General features: G+C 70.3%; 17 protein-coding genes. 8 read left to right on the top strand and 9 right to left on the bottom strand.

Annotated features, from left to right (window positions below; all coding sequences use genetic code 11):
• The first annotated feature begins 102 nt into the window (after positions 1-102).
• From ACFOWE_RS16890 to ACFOWE_RS16880, 3 genes are read left to right on the top strand one after another with little or no spacing between them, the layout of a single operon-like run.
• Positions 103-1,752, top strand: coding sequence for an SPFH domain-containing protein (locus ACFOWE_RS16890; protein WP_377288718.1), 1,650 nt, complete (start codon positions 103-105; stop codon positions 1,750-1,752).
• 1 nt (position 1,753) lies between these two features.
• Complete coding sequence (locus tag ACFOWE_RS16885) at positions 1,754-3,037, top strand: SPFH domain-containing protein (RefSeq protein WP_377288716.1); 1,284 nt, start codon at positions 1,754-1,756, stop codon at positions 3,035-3,037.
• A gap of 46 nt (positions 3,038-3,083) precedes the next feature.
• Entirely contained in the window at positions 3,084-3,857 is a 774-nt protein-coding gene (locus tag ACFOWE_RS16880; RefSeq protein ID WP_377288714.1) for a sporulation protein, read from the top strand.
• Between the two features lie 250 nt (positions 3,858-4,107).
• On the opposite strand, the gene coaE is transcribed toward ACFOWE_RS16880, so the two are convergent.
• From coaE to polA, 5 genes are all read right to left on the bottom strand, one after another.
• The gene (gene coaE, locus ACFOWE_RS16875; RefSeq protein ID WP_377288712.1) at positions 4,108-4,701 is read right to left on the bottom strand and encodes a dephospho-CoA kinase; all 594 of its coding nucleotides are present in this window, start codon (positions 4,699-4,701) and stop codon (positions 4,108-4,110) included.
• A gap of 167 nt (positions 4,702-4,868) precedes the next feature.
• Positions 4,869-5,324 carry a GNAT family N-acetyltransferase gene (locus tag ACFOWE_RS16870; RefSeq protein WP_377288710.1) on the bottom strand — a complete coding sequence of 152 codons (456 nt, stop codon included), beginning with the start codon at positions 5,322-5,324 and terminating at the stop codon, positions 4,869-4,871.
• An 87-nt stretch (positions 5,325-5,411) separates the two neighbouring features.
• Complete coding sequence (gene rpsA, locus ACFOWE_RS16865) at positions 5,412-6,884, bottom strand: 30S ribosomal protein S1 (RefSeq protein WP_377288708.1); 1,473 nt, start codon at positions 6,882-6,884, stop codon at positions 5,412-5,414.
• 234 nt (positions 6,885-7,118) lie between these two features.
• Complete coding sequence (locus tag ACFOWE_RS16860) at positions 7,119-8,204, bottom strand: polysaccharide deacetylase family protein (protein ID WP_377288706.1); 1,086 nt, start codon at positions 8,202-8,204, stop codon at positions 7,119-7,121.
• 252 nt (positions 8,205-8,456) lie between these two features.
• Positions 8,457-11,177 carry a DNA polymerase I gene (gene polA / locus ACFOWE_RS16855; protein ID WP_377288704.1) on the bottom strand — a complete coding sequence of 907 codons (2,721 nt, stop codon included), beginning with the start codon at positions 11,175-11,177 and terminating at the stop codon, positions 8,457-8,459.
• A 102-nt stretch (positions 11,178-11,279) separates the two neighbouring features.
• Here polA and ACFOWE_RS16850 point away from each other — a divergent pair, with 102 nt between their 5' ends.
• Positions 11,280-11,660, top strand: a complete 381-nt coding sequence (locus ACFOWE_RS16850; protein ID WP_377289177.1) for a hotdog fold thioesterase — start codon at positions 11,280-11,282, stop codon at positions 11,658-11,660.
• Positions 11,661-12,093: 433 nt separating this feature from the next.
• On the opposite strand, the gene ACFOWE_RS16845 is transcribed toward ACFOWE_RS16850, so the two are convergent.
• Genes ACFOWE_RS16845 through ACFOWE_RS16835 form a run of 3 tightly spaced genes read right to left on the bottom strand, consistent with a single transcriptional unit; the run spans position 12,094 to position 14,564 of the window.
• Entirely contained in the window at positions 12,094-12,855 is a 762-nt protein-coding gene (locus ACFOWE_RS16845) for an amino acid ABC transporter ATP-binding protein (RefSeq protein ID WP_377288702.1), read from the bottom strand.
• Positions 12,852-13,703: an amino acid ABC transporter permease gene (locus ACFOWE_RS16840; protein WP_377288700.1), complete on the bottom strand. Its 852-nt coding sequence runs from the start codon at positions 13,701-13,703 to the stop codon at positions 12,852-12,854. Before ACFOWE_RS16840 ends, ACFOWE_RS16845 begins: the two co-directional genes overlap by 4 nt.
• Before the next feature lie 3 nt (positions 13,704-13,706).
• Entirely contained in the window at positions 13,707-14,564 is an 858-nt protein-coding gene (locus ACFOWE_RS16835; RefSeq protein ID WP_377288698.1) for an ABC transporter substrate-binding protein, read from the bottom strand.
• 182 nt (positions 14,565-14,746) lie between these two features.
• On the opposite strand from ACFOWE_RS16835, the gene ACFOWE_RS16830 reads away from it, so the two are divergent.
• Entirely contained in the window at positions 14,747-15,313 is a 567-nt protein-coding gene (locus ACFOWE_RS16830; protein ID WP_377288696.1) for a DUF4352 domain-containing protein, read from the top strand.
• A 32-nt stretch (positions 15,314-15,345) separates the two neighbouring features.
• Here the strand turns inward: ACFOWE_RS16830 and ACFOWE_RS16825 are convergent, their stop codons facing one another.
• A complete protein-coding gene (locus ACFOWE_RS16825; protein ID WP_377288694.1) occupies positions 15,346-18,222 on the bottom strand; it encodes an AfsR/SARP family transcriptional regulator in 2,877 nt (958 codons plus the stop codon).
• Positions 18,223-18,496: 274 nt separating this feature from the next.
• Here ACFOWE_RS16825 and ACFOWE_RS16820 point away from each other — a divergent pair, with 274 nt between their 5' ends.
• From ACFOWE_RS16820 to ACFOWE_RS16810, 3 genes are all read left to right on the top strand, one after another.
• The gene (locus ACFOWE_RS16820; protein WP_377288692.1) at positions 18,497-19,282 is read left to right on the top strand and encodes an AfsR/SARP family transcriptional regulator; all 786 of its coding nucleotides are present in this window, start codon (positions 18,497-18,499) and stop codon (positions 19,280-19,282) included.
• Positions 19,283-19,519: 237 nt separating this feature from the next.
• A complete protein-coding gene (locus ACFOWE_RS16815) occupies positions 19,520-19,690 on the top strand; it encodes a hypothetical protein (RefSeq protein WP_377288690.1) in 171 nt (56 codons plus the stop codon).
• Between the two features lie 119 nt (positions 19,691-19,809).
• Positions 19,810-20,364 carry a peroxiredoxin family protein gene (locus ACFOWE_RS16810; protein WP_377288688.1) on the top strand — a complete coding sequence of 185 codons (555 nt, stop codon included), beginning with the start codon at positions 19,810-19,812 and terminating at the stop codon, positions 20,362-20,364.
• Positions 20,365-20,389: the final 25 nt, after the last annotated feature.

The following is a 20,389-nucleotide window of genomic DNA, read 5'->3' as shown; positions in this document are numbered from 1 at the left end:
GGGCCGCAAGGCGACCGGCGTTGACTGTCCGGAGCGCCCACACCTGCACGGCATGATGTGAATATGTCCGATTTTTCCTAATCAACTCCCCTCGGAGGTGTGATGTCCCGGCCAAGAGAGGCCGTCAGGCAGGCCGCCATGACGGCCGCCCAGACGATCAGGCAGGGAGGCGACCTGCGCCAGGCCGCCGGGCAGGCCGTGGGCCAGTTCGCCGGCCAGGTGGCCGGGCAGGACCCCGGGGGGCAGGGCTTCGCGCTCGATCCGGGCGACTTCATGGCCGCCCGCGACCAGGGCATGTCCGTCGGCACGGTCATCGAGGCCCGCGGCTCGTCGCTGAACGAGGCCGGCGAGGTCGTCAACCGCAGCTTCAGCGAGCGCGGCCCGAACGGCGAGGCCGTCCACGTCATCTCCCCCGTCGTGATCCCCAAAGGGACCACGGCCCGGGTCGTCCTCCCGCTGGTCCTGCTGGCCGGGCTCGGCCTGGTCGGCCTGGTCGCCACCGGGCTCCCGGAGGGCGCCCGGGTGCTGTTCGGCGTCCACTACTGGGTCGTGCTGGCCCTGGCCGCGGCGTTCCTGTGGTGGCGGCGGAGCGTGGTCATGGTGCCCGAGGGCTGCAAGGCCCTGATCACGAAGTTCGGCAAGCTCGTGCAGATCGCCGAGCCCGGCCGGGTGACGCTGCTCAACCCGTGGAAGCGGGTCAGCTACATCGTCAACACCACCCGCGAGTACCCGTTCAACGCGCCCATCCGCGAGGCCCCGACCCAGCAGGGCGTCAAGGCCAGCGTGGACCTGTTCCTGCAGTTCCGGATCGAGGACCCGGCCGAGTTCATCTTCGTGCTCGGCTCGGTCGGCGGCTTCCAGGCCAAGCTGCAGAACGCCATCAGCGAGGTCACCCGCTCCCTCATCTACGCCCAGCGCGCCGAGGACATCTACGACCTGGTGGGCGAGAGCACGCTCGGCATGCTGGAGAGCCTCAACCAGCAGTTCCTGCCCGCCGTGCGGCTGACCGACGTGAACATCACCCACGCCGAGCCGTCCAGCCAGGAGTACCGGATGGACCTGGCCGCCCCGGAGATGATCCGGGTCGCCAAGGAGGCCTACACCTACGAGTACGAGCTGCAGCTCCGCAAGGAGCAGAACGAGGGCGACCTGGTCCGGGAGCTCGCCGGACTGCAGGAGCAGCTCTCGGCCATCCAGGCGGAGATCGCCGGCTACCAGGCCCAGATGGACACCGCGCTGGAGCGCGCCAGCCACCAGGCCAAGGCCCAGGCGAGCCAGCGGCTGGTCGAGGCGGAGTCCACCGCCAAGGCCAACGCCGCGCTGCTGGAGGCGCAGGCCCTGGACATCCGGGCGCTGAGCGCCGCCGAGGCCCCGGAGATCCTCGACTACCGCTTCCAGCAGGACCTGCTCGACAAGCTGGAGGCCGTCGCCGCCCACCTGCCCCGCGTGGTGCAGGTCGGCGAGCGGGTCGACATCGACCTGCTCGCCCTGGCCCAGCAGCTCGTCGGCGGGCGCGAGACCGCGCTGTTCTCCCCCGAGGACATGGCCGCCATCCGCGCCCGCATCACCGAGATCGGCCGCCGGATCGGCGAGCGGGAGGCGGAGATCTCCGCCCTGCTCAACCCCGCCCCGCGGGGAGCCGCCGCCCAGGCCGCGCCGCCCGCCGCGGCACAGCCCGCCCCGCAGGCCGTCCCGCAGGCCGTCCCGCAGGCCGCGCCGCCCGCCGTACCGCACGTTGAGGAAGAGGTCTGACATGAGCCGTGAGTTCTCCAAGATCAAGGAGTCGCTGGCGGCCTGGTCGGAGATCCGCCAGCTGCTGCGCGGCGGCGAGTCCGGCCAGCTCGTGCCGGTGGTCATCCCCAAGGACCGCCGGGGCTTCGCCTGGGTGACGCTGCTGTTCGTCGCGCTCTACCTGGCCGGGACGGCGGTCTTCGCCGGCGGGGCGTTCGGCCTGCTGGCCGCGCTCGGCGCCGCGTCCTTCCTGCTCCTGGCCGCGCTCTGGCTCTGGCGCCGGGCGATCATCGAGATCGAGGAGGGCACCACCGGCGTGCGCAGCCGCTGGGGCGCGATCACCGGCACCCTGCCCCCGGGCCGCCACTACCTGTGGCTGCCGTGGGACCGGGTCGACGCGGTGGTGGACACCTCCACCGAGATCCCCTACTCCGCGCCGATCGTGGCCTGCCCGACCGCCGAGAACGTGCCGCTGAAGTCCATCGAGTTCTTCCTGAAGTTCCGCATCGTCGACCCGGTGGCCTTCGTCCGGACGATCGGGGCGGGCAACTTCGACCTCGTGCTGAGCAGCGCCGTGCAGGACGCCATCCGCCAGCGCAGCCGCAGGGTGCACACCGAGCGCGCCTACGACCTGCGCGGCTCCGACGTGGGCGACATGCAGGACGCCCTCAACCGCCAGCTCGGCCGGTACGGCGTGCGGATCACCGGCGCCAACATCCCCGACGTGCAGTTGCCCGACGCCTACCAGCAGCACCTGGCGACCCGCGAGAAGGTCGCCAAGGAGATGTCGGCCTTCGAGCGGGAGTGGGAGCTGACCCGCAAGCGGCGGATCGACACGCTGCTCATGGAGATCGAACGGGCCAAGAAGACGCGGGACGCGCGTATCGTCGAGGTGCGAGCAGCCGCCAACACCGCACGCAAGGACGTGGCCCGCATGCTGGAGGAGCACGAGACCGAGGCCCAGCGGGTGCGCTGGGAGATCGAGGCCCGGGGCCGGGCCGAGCTCACCTCGGCGGAGAACGAGGCCAAGGCGCTGCGCCGCCTCGCCGAGTCCTACCGCGACAACCGGGCCGTCCTCCAGTACGAGCTGGCCCGCCGCCGCCTGGACGTGGGCGCCCGGCTCGCCGAGAGCGCCCCGCGCCCCGTCGTGGTCCGCACCACCGGCGGATCCGGCGACTCCTCCGCGCTGTCCACCCTGCTCATGGCCCAGCTCCTGCCGCAGCTCGGCGCCGGGAACGGCCAAGTCAAGCCGTCCGTTGTGCTCAGCGGTGGCACCGGTGACCCCACCGGCACCACCGCCCACTGACAACACTCGACGAACACGCAAACCGTCTACCCTGGGGAGTCTCCCGATGGTGTTCCGCAAGCTGAAGGCCGCGTTCGGTGCAGGTGTCGAGGTCGACACGATCCTGCAGAACTCCAACGTCCGCCCCGGCGAGGTCCTGCGCGGGCAGGTCAACTTCCGCAGCAGCAGCAACGAGTACCGGGTCGAGGGCATCTCCATCGACTTCACCGCGGTGGTGGAGGTGGAGAGCGGCGACGAGGAGTACAAGACGACCTACAGCTTCCTGCGCCACCAGGTCTCCGGGCCGTTCCACCTCGCCGCGGGCGCCGCCCACATGGTCCCCTTCGAGATCGAGGTCCCGTGGGAGACCCCGATCAGCGCCATCGGCGGCCACCCGCTCCACGGCATGAAGCTGGGCGTCGCCACCGAGCTGGCCCTGGCCGGCGCGCTCGACAAGGGCGACCTCGACCCGCTGTTCGTCAACCCGCTGCCCGCCCAGGAGCACGTGCTGGCCGCCCTGGACCGCATGGGCTTCCGCTTCAAGAAGGCCGACCTGGAGCGCGGCACCCTGCACGGCTCCACCATGCCGTTCTTCCAGGAGATCGAGTACTACGCGGGCCCCGAGTACAGCCGCCACTTCAACGAGCTGGAGCTGACCTTCATCGCCAGGCCGCACGCGATGGACGTCATCCTGGAGGCCGACACCCGGGGCGGCTTCCTGACCTCCAGCCACGACACCTACAACCGCTTCACCGTGCACTACACCGACCACCCCGGCCAGGTGGAGCAGTCGCTGCGCGCGGGCCTGCACGCCATGGCCCAGAAGCGCGGCTGGTTCTAGGCCCGTCCCGGCGGCCTCCCCGCCTCCCGGAGGGCTCCCCGCCCTTCGCCGGCGGGGCTCTCACGGCCTTCTCCGGTACGGCCTTGTACGGCCTTCTCCGGTACGGCCCGCGGCGCCCGCCGCGGGCCGTACCGCGTCGGGGCCGGGGCCGTGGCCGCGCCCGGCGAGGCCGTCTCCCGGGCCGTGCCCACCTGCCACGATCCGGCGGGGACCACGCCCGGTCCGCGTCCATCCTCGGGACCCGGTGGGGTCACGCCCGGGCGGACAGCTCCGCCCAGACCTCGTCCACCCGCGCGTCGAGGTCCTCCAGCGACCCCTCGTTGGGGATCACGATGTCCGCGACCGCCAGCCGGTCCTCCCGGCCCACCTGGGCGGCGATGCGCGCACGGGCGTCCTGCTCCGACATGCCCCGCACCCCGGTCAGCCGGGCCAGGCGCGTCCTGTCGGACGCGTCGACGACGACCACCACGTCGTACATCGGGGCGAGCTTGTTCTCCACCAGCAGCGGCACGTCGTAGACGACGATCGCGCCGGGGTCGGCCTGCTCCTGCAGTTCGGCGACCCGTGCCCCGACCAGCGGGTGGACGATGGCGTTGAGCGCGGCGAGCTTCTCGGAGTCGGAGAAGACGATCGAGCCGAGCCGCTCCCGGTCCAGCGTCCCGTCCGGGCGGAGCACCTCGCCGCCGAAGAAGCCGACGACCCGGGCCAGCCCCTCGGTCCCCGGTTCGACCACCTCACGAGCGATCTTGTCGGCGTCGATGACCACGGCTCCCCGGTCCGACAGCCGCCGCGACACCTCGCTCTTGCCCGACCCGATCCCGCCGGTAAGCCCCACTTTCAGCACGGTCCGCAGCATACGGGCAAGCCCCGGCGCCGGTCTCCCCGGCCCGGTCTCCCGCCCCTCGCGGCCGTGCCCGCCCCGGGCGGCGCCCAGGCCCGGCGCAGAGGCCCGCGGAGAGACCCTCCGCCCGGGGGCGCCTCCTGGCAGGGAAGAGGGCCGCAGAGAGCCGCTCAGACCTCCCTGCGCATGTACACGAAGGTGAGGTGGTCGTCCATGCGCTCCCTGCGGGTCTCCCGGTAGCCGTGACGGCGGTAGAGCCGCAGGTTGCCCTCCGACAGGTGCCCGGTGAACAGGTCGAACGCCCGCGCTCCGGCGACCTCCTCGTGCAGGGCCCCCAGCAGCGCGCTCCCGATCCCCCGGCCCTGCAGGTCGGGGACGACCACCAGCCGCCCGACCAGGCACGTCGTCTCCACCAGCCGGCCGCGGACCGCGCCGACGAGCCGTCCGCCGTCCCGGGCGACGAGCACGGTGCCGGCCTCGACGGCCTGGCGGATCTGCTCGGCCGACTCCACCAGCGGCGGGATGAACGGGTCCCCGTAGAGCTGGGCCTCGCTCACGTACGCCGCGCGCTGCACGGTGAGGATCTCGCCCGCGTCCCCGGCCCTCGCCCGTTCGATCACCGCCATGGCGTCACCTTACGGGAAAAGCGGAAGGGCCCCGCCGGAGCGGGGCCCTTCCTCACGGATCCTCACGGAGCCGTCATGCCTGCGGCGTCAGCTCTGGCCGCCCGCGAGCTTCTCGCGCAGAGCCGCGAGAGCCTCGTCGGAGGCGAGGGCGCCACCCGCCGGAGCGGAGGAACCGCTCGAGGACGGGGTCTCGCCGGAGTAGGACGTGGGGGCCGCCTCGCCCGCCTCGGCCTCGGCCCGGCGGGCCTCCTCGATCTGCTTCTTGTGCGCCTCGAAGCGGGTCTGGGCCTCGGCGTACTGCCGCTCCCACTCCTCACGCTGCTTCTCGAAGCCCTCGAGCCACTCGCCGGTCTCCGAGTCGAAGCCCTCGGGGTAGACGTAGTTGCCCTGCTCGTCGTAGGTCGCCGCCATGCCGTACAGCGTGGGGTCGAACTCGACCTCGGTGCCGACGCCCTCGTTGGCCTGCTTGAGCGACAGGGAGATCCGGCGGCGGTCGAGGTCGATGTCGATGATCTTCACGAAGATCTCGTCGCCGACCTGGACGACCTGCTCGGGGATCTCCACGTGGCGCTCGGCCAGCTCGGAGATGTGGACCAGGCCCTCGATGCCCTCCTCGACCCGGACGAACGCGCCGAACGGCACCAGCTTGGTGACGCGGCCCGGCACGACCTGGCCGATCTGGTGGGTGCGGGCGAACTGCTGCCACGGGTCTTCCTGCGTCGCCTTGAGCGACAGGGAGACGCGCTCGCGCTCCATGTCCACGTCGAGAACCTCGACGGTGACCTCCTGGCCGACCTCGACGACCTCGGAGGGGTGGTCGATGTGCTTCCAGGAGAGCTCGGAGACGTGGACCAGACCGTCGACGCCGCCGAGGTCCACGAACGCACCGAAGTTGACGATCGAGGAGACGACGCCCTTGCGGACCTGACCCTTCTGCAGGGTGTTGAGGAACGTCTGGCGAACCTCGGACTGGGTCTGCTCCAGCCAGGCGCGGCGGGAGAGGACCACGTTGTTGCGGTTCTTGTCGAGCTCGATGATCTTCGCCTCGAGCTCGCGGCCGACGTACGGCTGCAGGTCGCGGACGCGGCGCATCTCGACCAGGGAGGCCGGCAGGAAGCCGCGCAGTCCGATGTCGAGGATGAGGCCGCCCTTGACGACCTCGATGACGGTGCCGGTGACGATGCCGTCCTCGTCCTTGATCTTCTCGATCGTGCCCCAGGCGCGCTCGTACTGGGCGCGCTTCTTGGACAGGATCAGACGGCCTTCCTTGTCCTCCTTCTGGAGAACCAGGGCCTCGACGTGCTCACCGACCTCGACGACGTCCGCCGGGTCGACATCGTGCTTGATCGAGAGCTCACGCGAGGGGATGACACCCTCGGTCTTGTAGCCGATGTCGAGCAAGACCTCGTCTCGATCGACCTTGACGACGGTGCCCTCGACGATGTCGCCGTCGTTGAAGTACTTGATGGTCTCGTCGATCGCGGCGAGGAAGGCCTCCTCGGAACCGATGTCGTTGACCGCTACCTGCGGGGTGGAGGTGGCCTCAGTGCTGCTCGTCATGTGTGGAATTGCTCCGAACGCGGACAGATGTCGATGTGGCGGACGCGCAGCAGGCCTGGTATCCGGTCAAGCCGAGTGATTTTCATCCGACGTGATCGAGCGCGAGCCCACTCCGTCCGAGGCGCACGCGAGCCCACAGCGCAGCGATCAGCATATGAGACCAGAGCAGCCTGGTCAATCCGGGAGGACCGCCCACCAGAAGGTGCGTAAAGACCGCAACGACGACAGGGGCGGCTAATACGCGTTGACCTGCCCGCTCCGCTTGGAGGTGATATTACCCCGAAGTTCCCGCGGGATGGAGATCCGTTCGGGATCCCCGTCGGCGGTGTAGCGCCGCTCGGGGTGCTTCGCGAGCCACTCCAGCCAGTACTGCGAGCACCACCGGCGGCACTCGCCCTTCTTGCCGTTGCTCTGGATGCGCTGGATGGAGCGCCAGTCGTAGTCCTTGGTGAACGGCGACTCCGACGGCTGGGCGCCGGCCAGGAAGACGCCCCTGAAGGAGAACTCCGTCCCGTCCCAGGAGCCCTTCTGCACGGTGGAGCGCCTGCGCGGCATCGCCCCGAACGGCAGCGCGAGCGTCTCGGAGGGGCCGGCGCCGAGCTCGGCGAGCATCCGCTCGGTCCGGACGAGCTGCTCGGCGACGCCCTGCTTCGACAGGCCCGGCAGGTAGGGGTGGCTCCAGGTGTGGTTGGCCACCTCGAAGCCGTGCGAGGTCAGCCACCGCACGGCGCGCTCCTGCTCGGCCCGCGTCCGGAGGCCGAACGGCTGCCGGTTGACCCAGAAGGTCGCGACCGGCCGGAAGTCCGGGTACTTCTTCGCGACCTGGTAGATGATCCCGACCGCGGTGTCCTTCACCGGCAGGCCGGACTCGTCCAGCGCGAAGTGGCTGGGATGGCCGTCGTCGAAGGTCAGCACGACCGGGTGCCTGCCGGCCGGGATGTCCATCCGCCCGGCGGCGAACTCCCGGGCGGTGACCGGCACGTAGCCCTCCCTGGCCAGCCTCTCCATCTCCTGGCGGACCTGGCCCGGGGTGCGGTCGATGGAGGCCCGCCGCTTCTTCACGATCCGGTGGTACATGATCACGGGGACCAGGCCCGCCTCGTTCGCCTTGACCTGCCGGGCGGACTCCGGGGTCGCGGCGACCGGCTCGGGCAGGTCCGCCGAGGGCAGCTCGTGCTCCGGCGACGGCGACGGCGGGACGGAGGGCTCACCCCCCTTGGCCGACCCCGCCTGGTGGGCGGGGGCCGGCGGCGCGGGCTCGGGGTCCGACAGCTGGAGCACTCCGGTGGCGACGACCACGACCACCGCGTTGGCGAGCATGATGATCCGCGTGAGGAGGGGGATTTGAGTCCGCACAGAACTCCCGTGCCCGTCGAGGTTTCGGCCTGGCTTGTCCAACCCTAGAACAGACTTGGACAAGCCGGGACACACTCCACGGAAGGGAGCAGGGATCGCCGGTCAGCCGCCGCGGGCCGGCGGGCGCCCCGCAGCCCACCGCGGACGACCCGCCGCCGGTGCGGCCGTCAGCGGGACCGGCGGTGGGATCGATGGCGGGACCGGCGGGGCCGGCCGTCAGTGGCCGGCGTCCTGCCAGGTGCGGCCGGCGCCCACCGAGACCTCCAGCGGGACGCGCAGCTCGTAGGCGGCGTTCATCCGCGCGCGGACCAGCTCGCGCAGCGGCTCGAGCTCGCCCGGCGCCGCCTCGAAGACGAGCTCGTCGTGGACCTGGAGCAGCATCCGCGAGGCCAGGCCGGACTCGCGGAGCCCCTCCCGCACCCGCAGCATGGCGATCTTGATGATGTCGGCGGCCGAACCCTGGATCGGCGCGTTGAGCGCCATCCGCTCGGCCATCTCGCGGCGCTGCCGGTTGTCGCTGTTGAGGTCGGGCAGGTAGCGGCGGCGGCCCAGGATGGTCTCGGTGTAGCCGTCCTGCCGGGCGCGGGCGACGATCGCGTTGAGGAAGTCGCGGACGCCGCCGAACTCCTCGAAGTAGCCCTCCTTGAGGGTCCGGGCCTCGGCCACCGGGATGTTGAGCTGCGCCGACAGGCCGAAGTCGGACAGTCCGTAGGCCAGGCCGTAGTTCATCGCCTTGATCTTGGCGCGCATCTCGCCGGTCACCTCGCCCGGCTCGACCCCGAAGACCCGCGCGGCCGTCGCCTGGTGGAAGTCGTGGCCGGACTCGAACGCGGAGATCAGCGCCTCGTCGCCGGACAGGTGCGCCATGATGCGCAGCTCGATCTGGCTGTAGTCGGCGGTCAGCAGCGTCTCGTAACCGGAGCCGACCATGAAGCCCTGCCGGATCCGGCGGCCCTCGGCGGTGCGGATGGGGATGTTCTGCAGGTTGGGCTTCTCCGAGCTGAGCCGTCCGGTCGCCGCCACCGTCTGCCGGAACGTCGTGTGGATCCGGCCGTCGTCGGCGACCTCCTTGATCAGGCCTTCGACGGTGACCCTGAGCTTCTCCTGGTCGCGGTGGCGCAGCATGATCGTCGGCAGCTCGTGCTCGGTCTGCGTGGCCAGCCAGGCCAGCTGGTCGGCGTCGGTGCTGTAGCCCGTCTTGATCTTCTTGGTCTTGGGCAGCCCCAGCTTGACGAAGAGGATCTCCTGCAGCTGCTTGGGCGAGCCCAGGTTGAACTGCTCCCCCACCGCGGCGTGCGCGGCCTCGACCGCCTGCTTCACCGCGGCCCGGAACTCCGCCTCCAGGGCGTCGAGGTGGTCGCGGTCGGCGGCGATGCCCGTCCGCTCCATCTCGGCCAGCACGGTCACCAGCGGCAGCTCCACCTCCCTCAGCAGCCGGACGCCCCCGCGCGGCTCCAGGAACGCCTCCAGCGCCTCGGCGAGGTCGCGGACGGCCAGGGCCTTCAGCGCCAGGTCCCGCCTCTCGTCGGCCTCCTGGTCGTCGAAGAGGGAGGCCTGGCCGTCGGGCGGGGTCGCACCGCGCAGCTCCCGGCCGAGGTAGACCCTGACCAGGTCCTCCAGGACGAACGAGCGCTGCCCCGGCGCCGCCAGGTAGGCCGCCAGCGCCGTGTCGCAGGACAGCCCGCGCAGGTCCATGCCCTGCGCCCAGAGCCCCAGCATCGGGCCCTTGGCGTCGTGCACGGCCTTGGCCCTCGCCTCGTCGCCCAGCCAGGCGCGCAGCGCCGCCTCGTCGGCCTCGGTCAGCGCCGCCGGGTCGACGAACGCCACCGCGGCTCCCCCGCCGGCCCCTCCCGCGGCGGGCCCGGCGATTGCGATGCCGTCGACGCGGCCGGCGCCTCTGCCGTACTCCCCGGTGAAGGCCAGGCCCGCCCGGCCCTCCGGCAGCGCCGCCAGCCACCCGGCCACCTCGTCGGCCCCGAGGGAGACGACCTCGGCCTCGAACCCGTCGCCCCCGCCGGCGGCCTCGGGCTCGGCCGAGCCGAGGGTCTTGAAGAGCCGGTCGCGGATCTCGCCCCGGAACTCCAGCGCGTCGAGGATCTTGTCGACCTCGCCGCGGTCCCACTGGCCGACCCTGAGCCCGGAGACCTCGTGCTCCAGCGGCACGTCGCGCACCAGCTGGGTGAGGCGGCGGTTCATCAGCACCTGGTCCAGGTGCTCGCGGAGCTTGTCGCCCACCTTGCCCTTGACCTCGTCGACCCGGTTGACCAGCTCCTCCAGGGAGCCGAACTCGCGGATCCACTTGGCGGCGGTCTTCTCGCCCACGCCGGGGATGTTGAGCAGGTTGTCGCTGACGTCGCCCCGGATGGCGGCGAAGTCGGGGTACTGGACCGGGGTGAGGCCGTACTTCTCGACGACGGCCTCGGGTGTGAAGCGCGTCATGTTGCTGATCCCGACCCGGGTCATCAGCACCGTGATCCGCTCGTCGACGAGCTGCAGCGCGTCGCGGTCGCCGGTGACGACCAGCACCTGCATGTCCTGGGCGGCGGCCCGGGTGGCGAGCGTGGCGATCAGGTCGTCGGCCTCGTAGCCCGGCAGCGACAGGTGCGGCACGCGCAGCGCGTCGAGCATCTCGTGGATCAGGCTCATCTGGCTGCGGAAGCTGTCGGGGCTGGCGCTGCGGGTGGCCTTGTAGCCTTCGTACTCCTCGTGCCGGAAGGTGGGCTCCGACCGGTCGAAGCAGACCGCCACGTGGGTCGGCCGCTCGTCGCGGAGCACGTTGACCAGCATCGAGGTGAACCCGTAGATCGCGTTCGTCTTCTGCCCGGTCGAGGTGGAGAAGTTCTCCTCGGGCAGCGCGTAGAACGCCCGGTAGGCCAGGGAGTGGCCATCGAGCAGCAGCAGGCACGGGCGAGCAGGGGTCGATTCACTCTTCGGCACGGCAGAAGCCTAGTCTCCTGGTGCGACAGAAAACCCGACCCGCGCGACAGGAGACCTCCCTTGACCGTCACCGGCCCCGCCGAGCCGCCCCCGATCGAGACGATGAACGGCATGCACGTGGACACCCTCGTCGAGCGCATGGGCATCGAGATCCTGGAGGCGAGCGCCGAGCGCGTCGTCGGAACGATGCCCGTCGAGGGCAACACCCAGCCGTACGGCCTGCTGCACGGCGGCGCGTCCTGTGTGCTCGCCGAGACGCTCGGCTCCGTCGGCTCGGCCCTCCACGCCGGCCCCGGCCGCATCGCCGTCGGCATCGAGATCAACGCCACCCATCACCGGTCGGCCACCTCCGGCCTGGTCACCGGCGTGGCCACCCGCCTGCACGGCGGGCGGACGGTCGCCGCCTACGAGATCGTGATCACCGACGAGCAGGGCCGGCGCGTCTGCACCTCCCGCCTCACCTGCATGCTCCGCGACGCCTGAGCGCCGGGCGCCCGAAGGTCAAGACACGCGTCCGGGCCCCGGGCATCGCCGCATATCTTTGCGCGCCCGGCTCCGATGGCGTTACGGTGGGTGACATCGACGCCCGCGGGGAGGCTGAGTAGAAAACGTGCGGAGTCGGGGAAGCTCCACACGGCGCCAAAGGCCTCCTCGCGGGCTCGTTCCTTCTCCGGGCCGCCCCCGCCCGCACCCTTCCCGTCCTCCCTCCGCTCCCGTCCGCCGCGGACGGGCCGTACGGGCACGGCGGCACGGACGGGCCGCGGAGCCTCCCGCGAGGTCCGGAGACCGGGGGGCTACGTGATCGTCGCATGCCCGGGCACGAGCGCCGCGGCGCCTCCCACGAGGGTCCGGAGACGCCTGCGGCCCGCGCTCCCGGAAGGAAGCACGGGCCGCTCGTCCACGCCGCCCGGGGCGGTCAGACGTCGGTGTGCGTGGGGTCCAGCACGCGGCGCAGGAACGACTTGGTCCGCTCCTCCCGCGGCGCGCCGATGACCTGCTCGGCGGGCCCGTCCTCGACGATGACGCCGCCGTCCATGAAGACCACCCGGTCGGCCACGTCCCGGGCGAAGGCCATCTCGTGGGTGACGACCAGCATGGTCATGCCCTCCTCGGCCAGCTTGCGCATGACCGTGAGCACGTCGCCGACCAGCTCCGGGTCGAGCGCCGAGGTGGGCTCGTCGAAGAGCATCAGCGCCGGGCTCATGGCCAGCGCGCGGGCGATCGCCACCCGCTGCTGCTGGCCGCCGGAGAGCTGGGCCGGGTAGGAGTCGCGCTTGTCCGCGACGCCCACCTTCTCCAGGTTCTCCATGGCGATCCGCTCCGCCTCCGCCCGGCCGCGCTTCAGCACCCGGCGCTGGGCGATCATGACGTTCTCCAGGACCGTCATGTGCGGGAACAGGTTGAACTGCTGGAAGACCATGCCGACCCGGCGCCGGGCGGCGTCGAGGTCGGCGTCCGGGTCGGTCAGGTCGACGCCCTCTACGACGACCCTGCCCGAGGTCGGCTGCTCCAGCAGGTTGACGCAGCGCAGCAGCGTCGACTTGCCCGAGCCGGAGGGGCCGATGACGCAGACCACCTGGCCGGCGTCGACGGTGAAGTCGATGCCCTTGAGGACCTCGAGCTTCCCGAACCGCTTGTGCAGGTCACGGATCTCGACCGCGTGGCTCACCGGGGTCACCGTCCCTTCCCCTGACGCCGCTCCAGCCGGGTCGCGAGGTAGCCCAGCGGGATCGTGACGAGCAGGTAGGTCACGCCGACGACCAGGATGGGCGTGGCGTTCGCGTGCGTGGAGGCCAGATCGTTGCCGAACTTCGTCAGCTCCACGTACTCGCCGGACACGCCGAGGAACAGCACCAGCGACGAGTCCTTGAGCAGGGCCACGAACTGGTTGGTCGTCGGCGGGATCACGATGCGCACGGCCTGCGGGATGACGATGCTCAGCATCGCCCGGCCGTGCGACATGCCCAGCGAGCGGGCCGCCTCCATCTGCCCCTTGGGCACCGCCTGCAGGCCCGCGCGGAGCGTCTCGGCCATGTAGGCCGAGCCGACCACGGTCAGGCCCAGGATGCCCTGGCCGTACAGGCCGCCGGGCACCTCGAAGCCGGGCAGCGCCAGCGGCAGGAAGAGGATCATCAGGAAGATCAGCAGCGCCGGCAGGCCGCGGAAGATCTCAATGTAGACCAGGGAGATCCACCGGTACGGCCCGACGGGCGAGAGCCGCATCAGGGCCAGCAGCAGGCCGAACAGGAACGCGAAGACGAACCCGCCGACCGAGTAGATGAGCGTGTTCTTCAGCGCGACCGTGAACAGCTCCGGAAGCGTCTCCTGCGCCACTTCCGGCTTGGCGAAGTTCTGCGCGAGACTCGCCCAGTCGGTGAACCAGACGAGCGCGGCGGCCGCGACGACCAGGAGGGCGTACTGCACGGCCCGGCTGATGCGCTGCTTCTTGCGGGGGCTGAGGCGGGCCCTGCCGGGAGTGGTCCCGGCGGGGCCCGAGGGCTCAGCCTTCGTTGGCTGGTCGGTCATGGATCAGCCGAGCTCTCCGGGCTTCTTGCCGAACCACTTGACGTAGATCTGCTCGTAGGTGCCGTCGGCCTTGGCCTCGGTGATCGCGTCGTTGACCGCCTTGAGCACGACCGGGTCGGCGCCCTTCTTCAGGCCGACGCCGTACTGCTCGCCGGTGTCCAGGCTGGCGACCAGCTCGAACTTCTCGGCGACCTCGGGCTTCTTCAGCCAGGTGAGCACGACCGGCAGGTCCTGGATGATCACGTCGACCTGGCCGGACTGCAGGCCCAGGAGCTCCTTGGGCGAGTCGGCGAACTCACGCGGGTCGAAGCCGTTCTTCTTGGCGTGGTCCAGGCCGGTGGTGGAGGCCTGGGCGCCGAGCTTGAGGTTCTTGGCCTTGACGTCCTCCAGGGAGGTCACGCCGGTGCCCTTCTTGGCCAGCAGCGCCTGGGTGGCGTCGAAGTAGGGCACGGAGAAGTCGATGTTCGCCTTGCGCTCCTCCGTGATGGTCATGCCCGCGGCGGCGACGTCGCACTTGCCGGCGGCCATGGCGGCGCCGCTCTTGATGACGGCGAAGTCGATGTCGACGATCTCCTGCGTCACGCCGAGCTTCTTGGCGGCCAGGTCGACGATGTCGACGTCGAAGCCGACGACCTTGCCGCCCTCCTTGAACTGGAAGGGCTCGTACGGCAGGTTCGTGCAGGTGGTCAGCTTGCCGGGGGTGACCAGCTTGGCGCCGCCGGCGGCGGCGCTGGACGAGGCACCCTCGCTCGGGCTCGCGGTGGTGCTCTCGCCCCCGCCGCAGGCCGCCAGGCCGAGCACGCCGGCGACGACCATGGCGCCCGCCGCGAGTGTCCGGCGGGGAATGAAACTCAGGCCCATGACGGCCTCCTTCTCGGTCAACGTCGCTTTCCGCATGGATACCTCAATGCCGGTGATGCTGCCTCACCCGCACGGCGAGGCAGGTCACCGCTGTGACACGATTCGGACAATAAGCGCGATCATATGTATGAATCCGCCCGCCGATCTGGCGTGACCCCCGTGCGGAATCTAGCGTGATCCGCATGCAGCGCCGCATCATGCCCGTCGCCGCCGCACTCATCGTCATGTCATTGGCCGGCTGCTCAGGTGACGCCGGAACGCCGGCCGCCACCCCCACTCCCCCGTACGACCTCGCGCCCCGGCCGGTGCGCGACTTCGAGGTGCCCGTCAGGGCCTCGCCCGCCGCGGTCGGCAAACTCAAGATCACTCCGATCGGGCTCCGCACCGGCATGTGCTGCGTCGTGGGCACCCACGCCGAGTGGCCCGCCAAGGGAGAGTACGTCCACGTGCGCGTGCAGATACAGAACATCGACCGGGACCGGCAGAAGTTCGACGCCCTCGAGCAGTTCCTGGTCACGTCGGACGGCCGGGCCCACCGGGTCGACGTCAACGCGATGAACATCAAGCGCCAGGACCACCGGGTCACCCTGGGCGCGGGCAACGTGCTGGAGATGGACCTGATCTACGACGTCCCCAAGGGCACGGCCGTCAAGGCGATCCGGTTCACCGGCACGGTCACCACCGCCATCGGCGGCCTCAAGGTGGACACCCAGCGCCAGGACGTCCCCCTGCCGCCCACCTCCCGCTGAAACCCGTTCCTCTGAGCTCTCGGGAGCAGACCTCACCCTGCGGCGAGCGCCCGCACCTCCTCGGCCTCGGGCGATCCGAGATCTGCCAGCACCGCCAGGGCCTCGTTCCAGCACCGCCGGGCGGAGCCGGCGTCACCGGCGCTCCGGTAGATTTCCCCGAGCAATCTCAGGGCACGGCCTCTGCCGTAGTGATCGGAGGTGTCGTTGAAGATGTCGAGAGCTTTGGTGAGCGCGGCGATCGCGTTCGGGACATCGCCCGCGGCCAGATGCGTCTCCCCGATCTCTCGGAGAAGGTTCGCCGCACGCGTCACATATCCGACTCGATTCGCGATCTCGATTGCCTCCTCGAGGGCCGCGAGCGACTCGCCGAACCGGCAGGCCGCGCGGTGGGTGGTGGCCAGGTCGTCCAGCGCGTCGATCCTGCCGGGGTTGTCGCCGAGTTCCCGGCAGATCTCCACCGCCGCGGCATTGCACGCGCCCGCCCTGTCATAACGCCCCGCCTCCCGGTGAGCGGCCGCGAGGTTGGACAGGGCGTACCCCTGCGCCAACCGGTCGCCGATCCGCTCCGCCATCGCCAGAGCCGCCTCGTACTGGTGAACGGCCTCATCCACGGAACCGCTCAGGTGGTGGGCGACTCCCAGGTTGATACGTCCCCGCACCTCCCCCTTCGGTTCCCCGATCTCCTGCCGGACCCCGAGGCACTCCCTGGCGTAGGCCAGCGCCGCGGCGAGGTCCCCCCGCTCCCTCCTGAGCTTGCCGAGCTCGTCCAGAGTGTCCGCCACCAGCGCGGTGTTCCCCCGACGCCGCCCGACCGGCAGCACGGCGTCGTTGACACGGGCCCATTCGTCGGTGGAGCCGCGGAATCTGAACAGCCACGTCAACGCGCGGGTCGTCTCGGCGGCCGACTCCTCGCACTCCGGCCACCGCAGGCCGGCCCTGATCGCCGCGAGCAGATTCGCGCGCTCGGTGTCGAACCATCCGAGAGCGTCCTCGGCTCCCGCGAACGGCCGCGGCGAGGAGGCTGCCGCGGAGTGCTCCTCTGTCAGTACCCGTACCGCCTGCTCGGCCAGGAAACGATACTCGCCGAGCAAGCGGCTGACAGCCGGGACGAACTCTCTCGGCGCCTCGGCCTCGGCCCTGTGAGCCGCGTACAACCGCACGAGGTCATGCATCCGGTACCGGCCCGGCTGGTACGGCTCGAGAAGCTGTGTCCGGACCAGGTGGAGCAGGGCCGTCTCCGCGGCGGCGGGGGTGGTGCCCAGCAGCGCGGCCGCGCTCGCGACGGTTATGTCCGGCCCATCGAGCAGTCCCAGGAGACGGAACGCCCGAGCCGCCTCCGGCCGGTTTCCGAGCAGATCGTAGCTCAGTTCGAAACTCGAGCTCACCGACAGATCGTCCAGTTCGAGCTCCGCCAGCCGGCGTCGATGATCGGCGAGACGCTCGGCGAGCACGGAGAGGGACGAACCCATCAGGCTTTCAGCACGGGCTCCCGCGATCCGGAGCGCGAGGGGGAGGCGATCGCAGAGCCTGGCCACCTCTGCCGCCGCGATCTCCGCGTCCTTCCCACCACCTCGGCCGTTCACCATCCCGCCGAGGAACTCGACCGCCTCGTCTTCGGTGAACGGCCCGAGACGGAGACGGCGCGTGACCGGCAACGTGGCCAGGGAGTTCCTCCCGGTGATGACGGTCGCGCAGGAGGGCCCCGCCGCCAGCAGGGGCTTCACTTGGAGGATGTCGACGGCGTTGTCCAGCACGACGAGGACCCGGCGGCGCGCCAGGACACTACGGTAGAGAGCGGCTCGTTCCGCTTCGGAGGCCGGCATCGGCCGGGTGTGCCCGAGCGCGTGGAGGAAACTTGCGAGCACGTCGGCCGGGCGTTCGGGTGTCCGCTGAGCCCCCCCGAGATCGACGTAGAGCTGGCCGTCCGGGTACCGCTCCCGCAATCGGTGCGCGACGTGTACGGCGAGCACCGTCTTCCCCACGCCTGCCGGTCCGACGATGAGCAGGACAGCGGATTCGGCACTCGCCGCCTCGACCAGTTCGGCCACCGCGTCGCCCCGCCCGGTGAAGTCAGCGACATCGGCGGGCAGTTGGGCGGGCTTCAGGGCGTCTTCCCCGTCACCTGTAGGCGATGCAGTGGGCCGCGCCACGGAACCTTCAAGGATTTCGTGGTGCAGTCGCTGCAGTTCCGTCCCCGGCTCGATGCCGAGTTCCTCGACCAGGCATCGCCGGGCCCGGGCATAGGCCGCGACCGCCTCGCCCCTGCGCCCCGCCCGCCACAGCACCGTCATCAGAGAGCACCACAGCGACTCGGAAAGAGGGTACTCGCACACCAGGCGTTCGAGTTCCGGTACCAGTTCGCCGCCGCAGCCGAGCTCCAGCTCGCCCCGGACATACCTCTCCAGAGCGGTCAGTCTCATCGACTCGTACCGGGTCCGCTCATCGATCACCCGCTGCACGTCGATGTCGGCGAGAAGCGGTCCGCGCCACTCGTTCAGGGCAGCCTGCAGGTACGAGACGGACCGGTGCGCGTCACGGGTGGCGGAGGCCGCGGCGACACCCTGATCGAAGCGGTCGACGTCCCGGCTCCCGGGCTCGACGGTCAGCCGGTAGCTGTCACCGTCCCTTCGCAGGGCGACGCCCGCAATGTCGCTGAGCGCCTTGCGGAGCCGGTACACGTAGGACTGCAGGCTCTCTCGCGCCGCCGAGGGCGGGCACCCGTTCCATAGATCGTCGATCAGCCGTTCCTCGGCCACCAGTTGGTTGGCGTCCAGCAGCAGCAGCGCCAGCAGAGCCCGCTGTTTCGGAGCGGTTATGCGGACCGGCTGGCCGTTCCCGTAGATCTCCAACGGGCCCAGCATCCGGAAATCCACCAGGTTTCCCGTGCCCGCTCCGCGGGCGGCACCCATGTCCGAATATCGCTCCATTCAGACGCCCGCACCTGCCGTTCATCCTTCGAGTAGGGCAACAAAGGAAAACATTCCATAAACGATCATGGTTCACAAGTCACCGGCGATCCGGTGCCCGTCCTTCCTCCGCCGGCGGCATGAACCGGACGCCAGCAATGCACCAGCGGCGCGCCAGCGGTGACGGCGATGATGACGCCTGCCTGCGGCCGAGCAGGCGATCACGATCCGGAAGCCGGTTGGACGCCGGTCCCGGGAAGCGTCAAACGGAGGCTGAATGGAATTCCGTATCCTGGGTGCCCTGGAGGCGGTACACGAGGGCGAGGTCGTCCCTCTCGGTGGGGCACGGCGGCACGCCTTGCTGGCCTCTCTGCTGCTGCGGGCGAACGACGTGGTCAGCGTCGGCCACCTCGCCGAGTCAATCTGGGAGCGGCCGCCCGCCTCCATGCGCTCCAACGTCCGCACCCACATCGCAGGGTTGCGCCGCACACTCGCTCCGGCAGGTGTACGGCTGACGACGGAGCCGTCGGGCTACCGCCTGAGCATCGAGAACCACAACCTGGACCTTCACCGGTTCGAGAGGACAGCCACGCGCGGCACAGAGCTCATGGACAGGGGCGAGTTCGAGGCCGCAGCGGACCTACTCGGTACCGCACTGCGGATCTGGCGCGGCACGCCCTTCGAGGGGCAACCGCTCGGGCCGCTGCTCCAGGCGGAGGCCGTCCGGCTGGAGGAGCGACGCCTGGCAGTGGCCGAGAAATGGCTCACCGCGCAGCGTGCATGCGGCGCGCACGGCGACGCCGTGGGTGAGCTACGGCGCCTTGTCATCGCCCATCCCTTCAGGGAGAGCCTGTGGCTGCATCTGATGACGTCACTGCACGAGGCTGGGCGCACGGCCGAGGCTCTCCGCGCCTACCATGAGGCGCGCTCCCTGCTCCAGAACCAACTGGGGATCGACCCATGCCTCGATCTTCAGGGAGCCCACCAGCAGATCCTGCACGGACGGGCGGCCGTCCTGCCGCTGAATCGGCACTCAGAGAGCCGACCCGCTCCGGTCCCGTAATCGGCGTACCACGGCAGACCGGCGCCCGGTCGCACGGGAGGCGCGGAGAGCGCAGCAGTCGGCACGTCCCGGGGAACGGCGGGCACCGGTGGATCCCGCACCCAGGAGCCGGGTGATCCAAGCCGCTCGGAACGACACCGCGGCCTGTGCCCGCCGTGTGCGTTCCCTGTGCACACAGGTGCACATCATGACTCCACACCGGACTTCCGGTGAATTTCCCTCGAAAAGGAGAGGTACATGGGTCTGGTCAACCGGCTGAGTGACGCCCTGCTCTCAGCGATCCTGCCCGAGCAGAAGGCCCAGGCAAGCGGGTGCATCCAGTGCGCTGGGGCTCACTACATGTTCTGCTGGGCGGAGATCGACCGCAACGGCGTGAGGACCAAGTGCAGCTCCTGCGGCAGCTGCTGAACCCGGTAACGCCGTAGAAAACCCCGCCGGAGGCGTCCCGCTCCCGTAACCGCTTCGTCGCGGGATACGGACGCCTCCGGCTCAGAAACCGATCCCGCTCAACTCACCAGGAATCTCTTATGGCGATATTGGTGGCCGCCGTCTCGCTCATCGGGGCCCTCTGCCTCCTCAACCTCTTGCTGGCGATCGGAATCATCCGCAGGTTGCGCGGGCAGTCCGGTCCTCCACCGAGTGCCGAACTGCCACCCGCGAAGATCGTCCCGGTCGGCTCCACCCCCGCCCCCTTCGCGGTGAAATTGACGAACGGCGACACGTTCTCCTCCGATGACCTCCGAGAGTGGACCATCGTGGCCTTCTTCTCGGACACATGTCCGGCATGCAAAGAAGGACTTCCCGCCTTCAGCAGAATGGCGAAGACGCTCCACCGCGACGATCAGACGATCGTCAGCGTCGTCGTTGGTGAAGACGAGACCTCCGCAGACCTCGTGAGAGCCCTGGAGACGGTGGGAGCCGTCGCGGTCGAACCGCTCGACGGGCCTCTGGCCAGAGCGTTCCAGGCCCAGCAGTTCCCCTCTCTCTGCCTCCTCAACGCATCGGGCACCGTCGTCGCCACTGGATGGGATCTCGACTCGCTGCTGAAGCCGCGGCCGGAGGACATCCGGTTACCGGTATAGCGGAACGGCGAAATCACCCCATAGG

Source organism: Planomonospora corallina, from assembly GCF_042650625.1.
Taxonomy (GTDB): domain Bacteria; phylum Actinomycetota; class Actinomycetes; order Streptosporangiales; family Streptosporangiaceae; genus Planomonospora_B; species Planomonospora_B corallina.
Note: the sequence above shows the minus strand (reverse complement) of the source record. Positions and strands in the feature narration are given on the sequence as shown.

Excerpts from the sequence above, each read along its gene's own strand:
- ACFOWE_RS16890 (WP_377288718.1), top strand. The coding sequence starts at position 103 with ATGTCCCGGCCAAGAGAGGCCGTCAGGCAGGCCGCCATGACGGCCGCC.
- ACFOWE_RS16885 (WP_377288716.1), top strand. The coding sequence starts at position 1,754 with ATGAGCCGTGAGTTCTCCAAGATCAAGGAGTCGCTGGCGGCCTGGTCG.
- ACFOWE_RS16880 (WP_377288714.1), top strand. The coding sequence starts at position 3,084 with ATGGTGTTCCGCAAGCTGAAGGCCGCGTTCGGTGCAGGTGTCGAGGTC.
- ACFOWE_RS16870 (WP_377288710.1), bottom strand. The coding sequence starts at position 5,324 with ATGGCGGTGATCGAACGGGCGAGGGCCGGGGACGCGGGCGAGATCCTC.
- rpsA (WP_377288708.1), bottom strand. The coding sequence starts at position 6,884 with ATGACGAGCAGCACTGAGGCCACCTCCACCCCGCAGGTAGCGGTCAAC.
- ACFOWE_RS16860 (WP_377288706.1), bottom strand. The coding sequence starts at position 8,204 with ATGCTCGCCAACGCGGTGGTCGTGGTCGTCGCCACCGGAGTGCTCCAG.
- ACFOWE_RS16850 (WP_377289177.1), top strand. The coding sequence starts at position 11,280 with ATGAACGGCATGCACGTGGACACCCTCGTCGAGCGCATGGGCATCGAG.
- ACFOWE_RS16840 (WP_377288700.1), bottom strand. The coding sequence starts at position 13,703 with ATGACCGACCAGCCAACGAAGGCTGAGCCCTCGGGCCCCGCCGGGACC.
- ACFOWE_RS16835 (WP_377288698.1), bottom strand. The coding sequence starts at position 14,564 with ATGGGCCTGAGTTTCATTCCCCGCCGGACACTCGCGGCGGGCGCCATG.
- ACFOWE_RS16830 (WP_377288696.1), top strand. The coding sequence starts at position 14,747 with ATGCAGCGCCGCATCATGCCCGTCGCCGCCGCACTCATCGTCATGTCA.
- ACFOWE_RS16825 (WP_377288694.1), bottom strand. The coding sequence starts at position 18,222 with ATGGGTGCCGCCCGCGGAGCGGGCACGGGAAACCTGGTGGATTTCCGG.
- ACFOWE_RS16820 (WP_377288692.1), top strand. The coding sequence starts at position 18,497 with ATGGAATTCCGTATCCTGGGTGCCCTGGAGGCGGTACACGAGGGCGAG.
- ACFOWE_RS16815 (WP_377288690.1), top strand. The coding sequence starts at position 19,520 with ATGGGTCTGGTCAACCGGCTGAGTGACGCCCTGCTCTCAGCGATCCTG.
- ACFOWE_RS16810 (WP_377288688.1), top strand. The coding sequence starts at position 19,810 with ATGGCGATATTGGTGGCCGCCGTCTCGCTCATCGGGGCCCTCTGCCTC.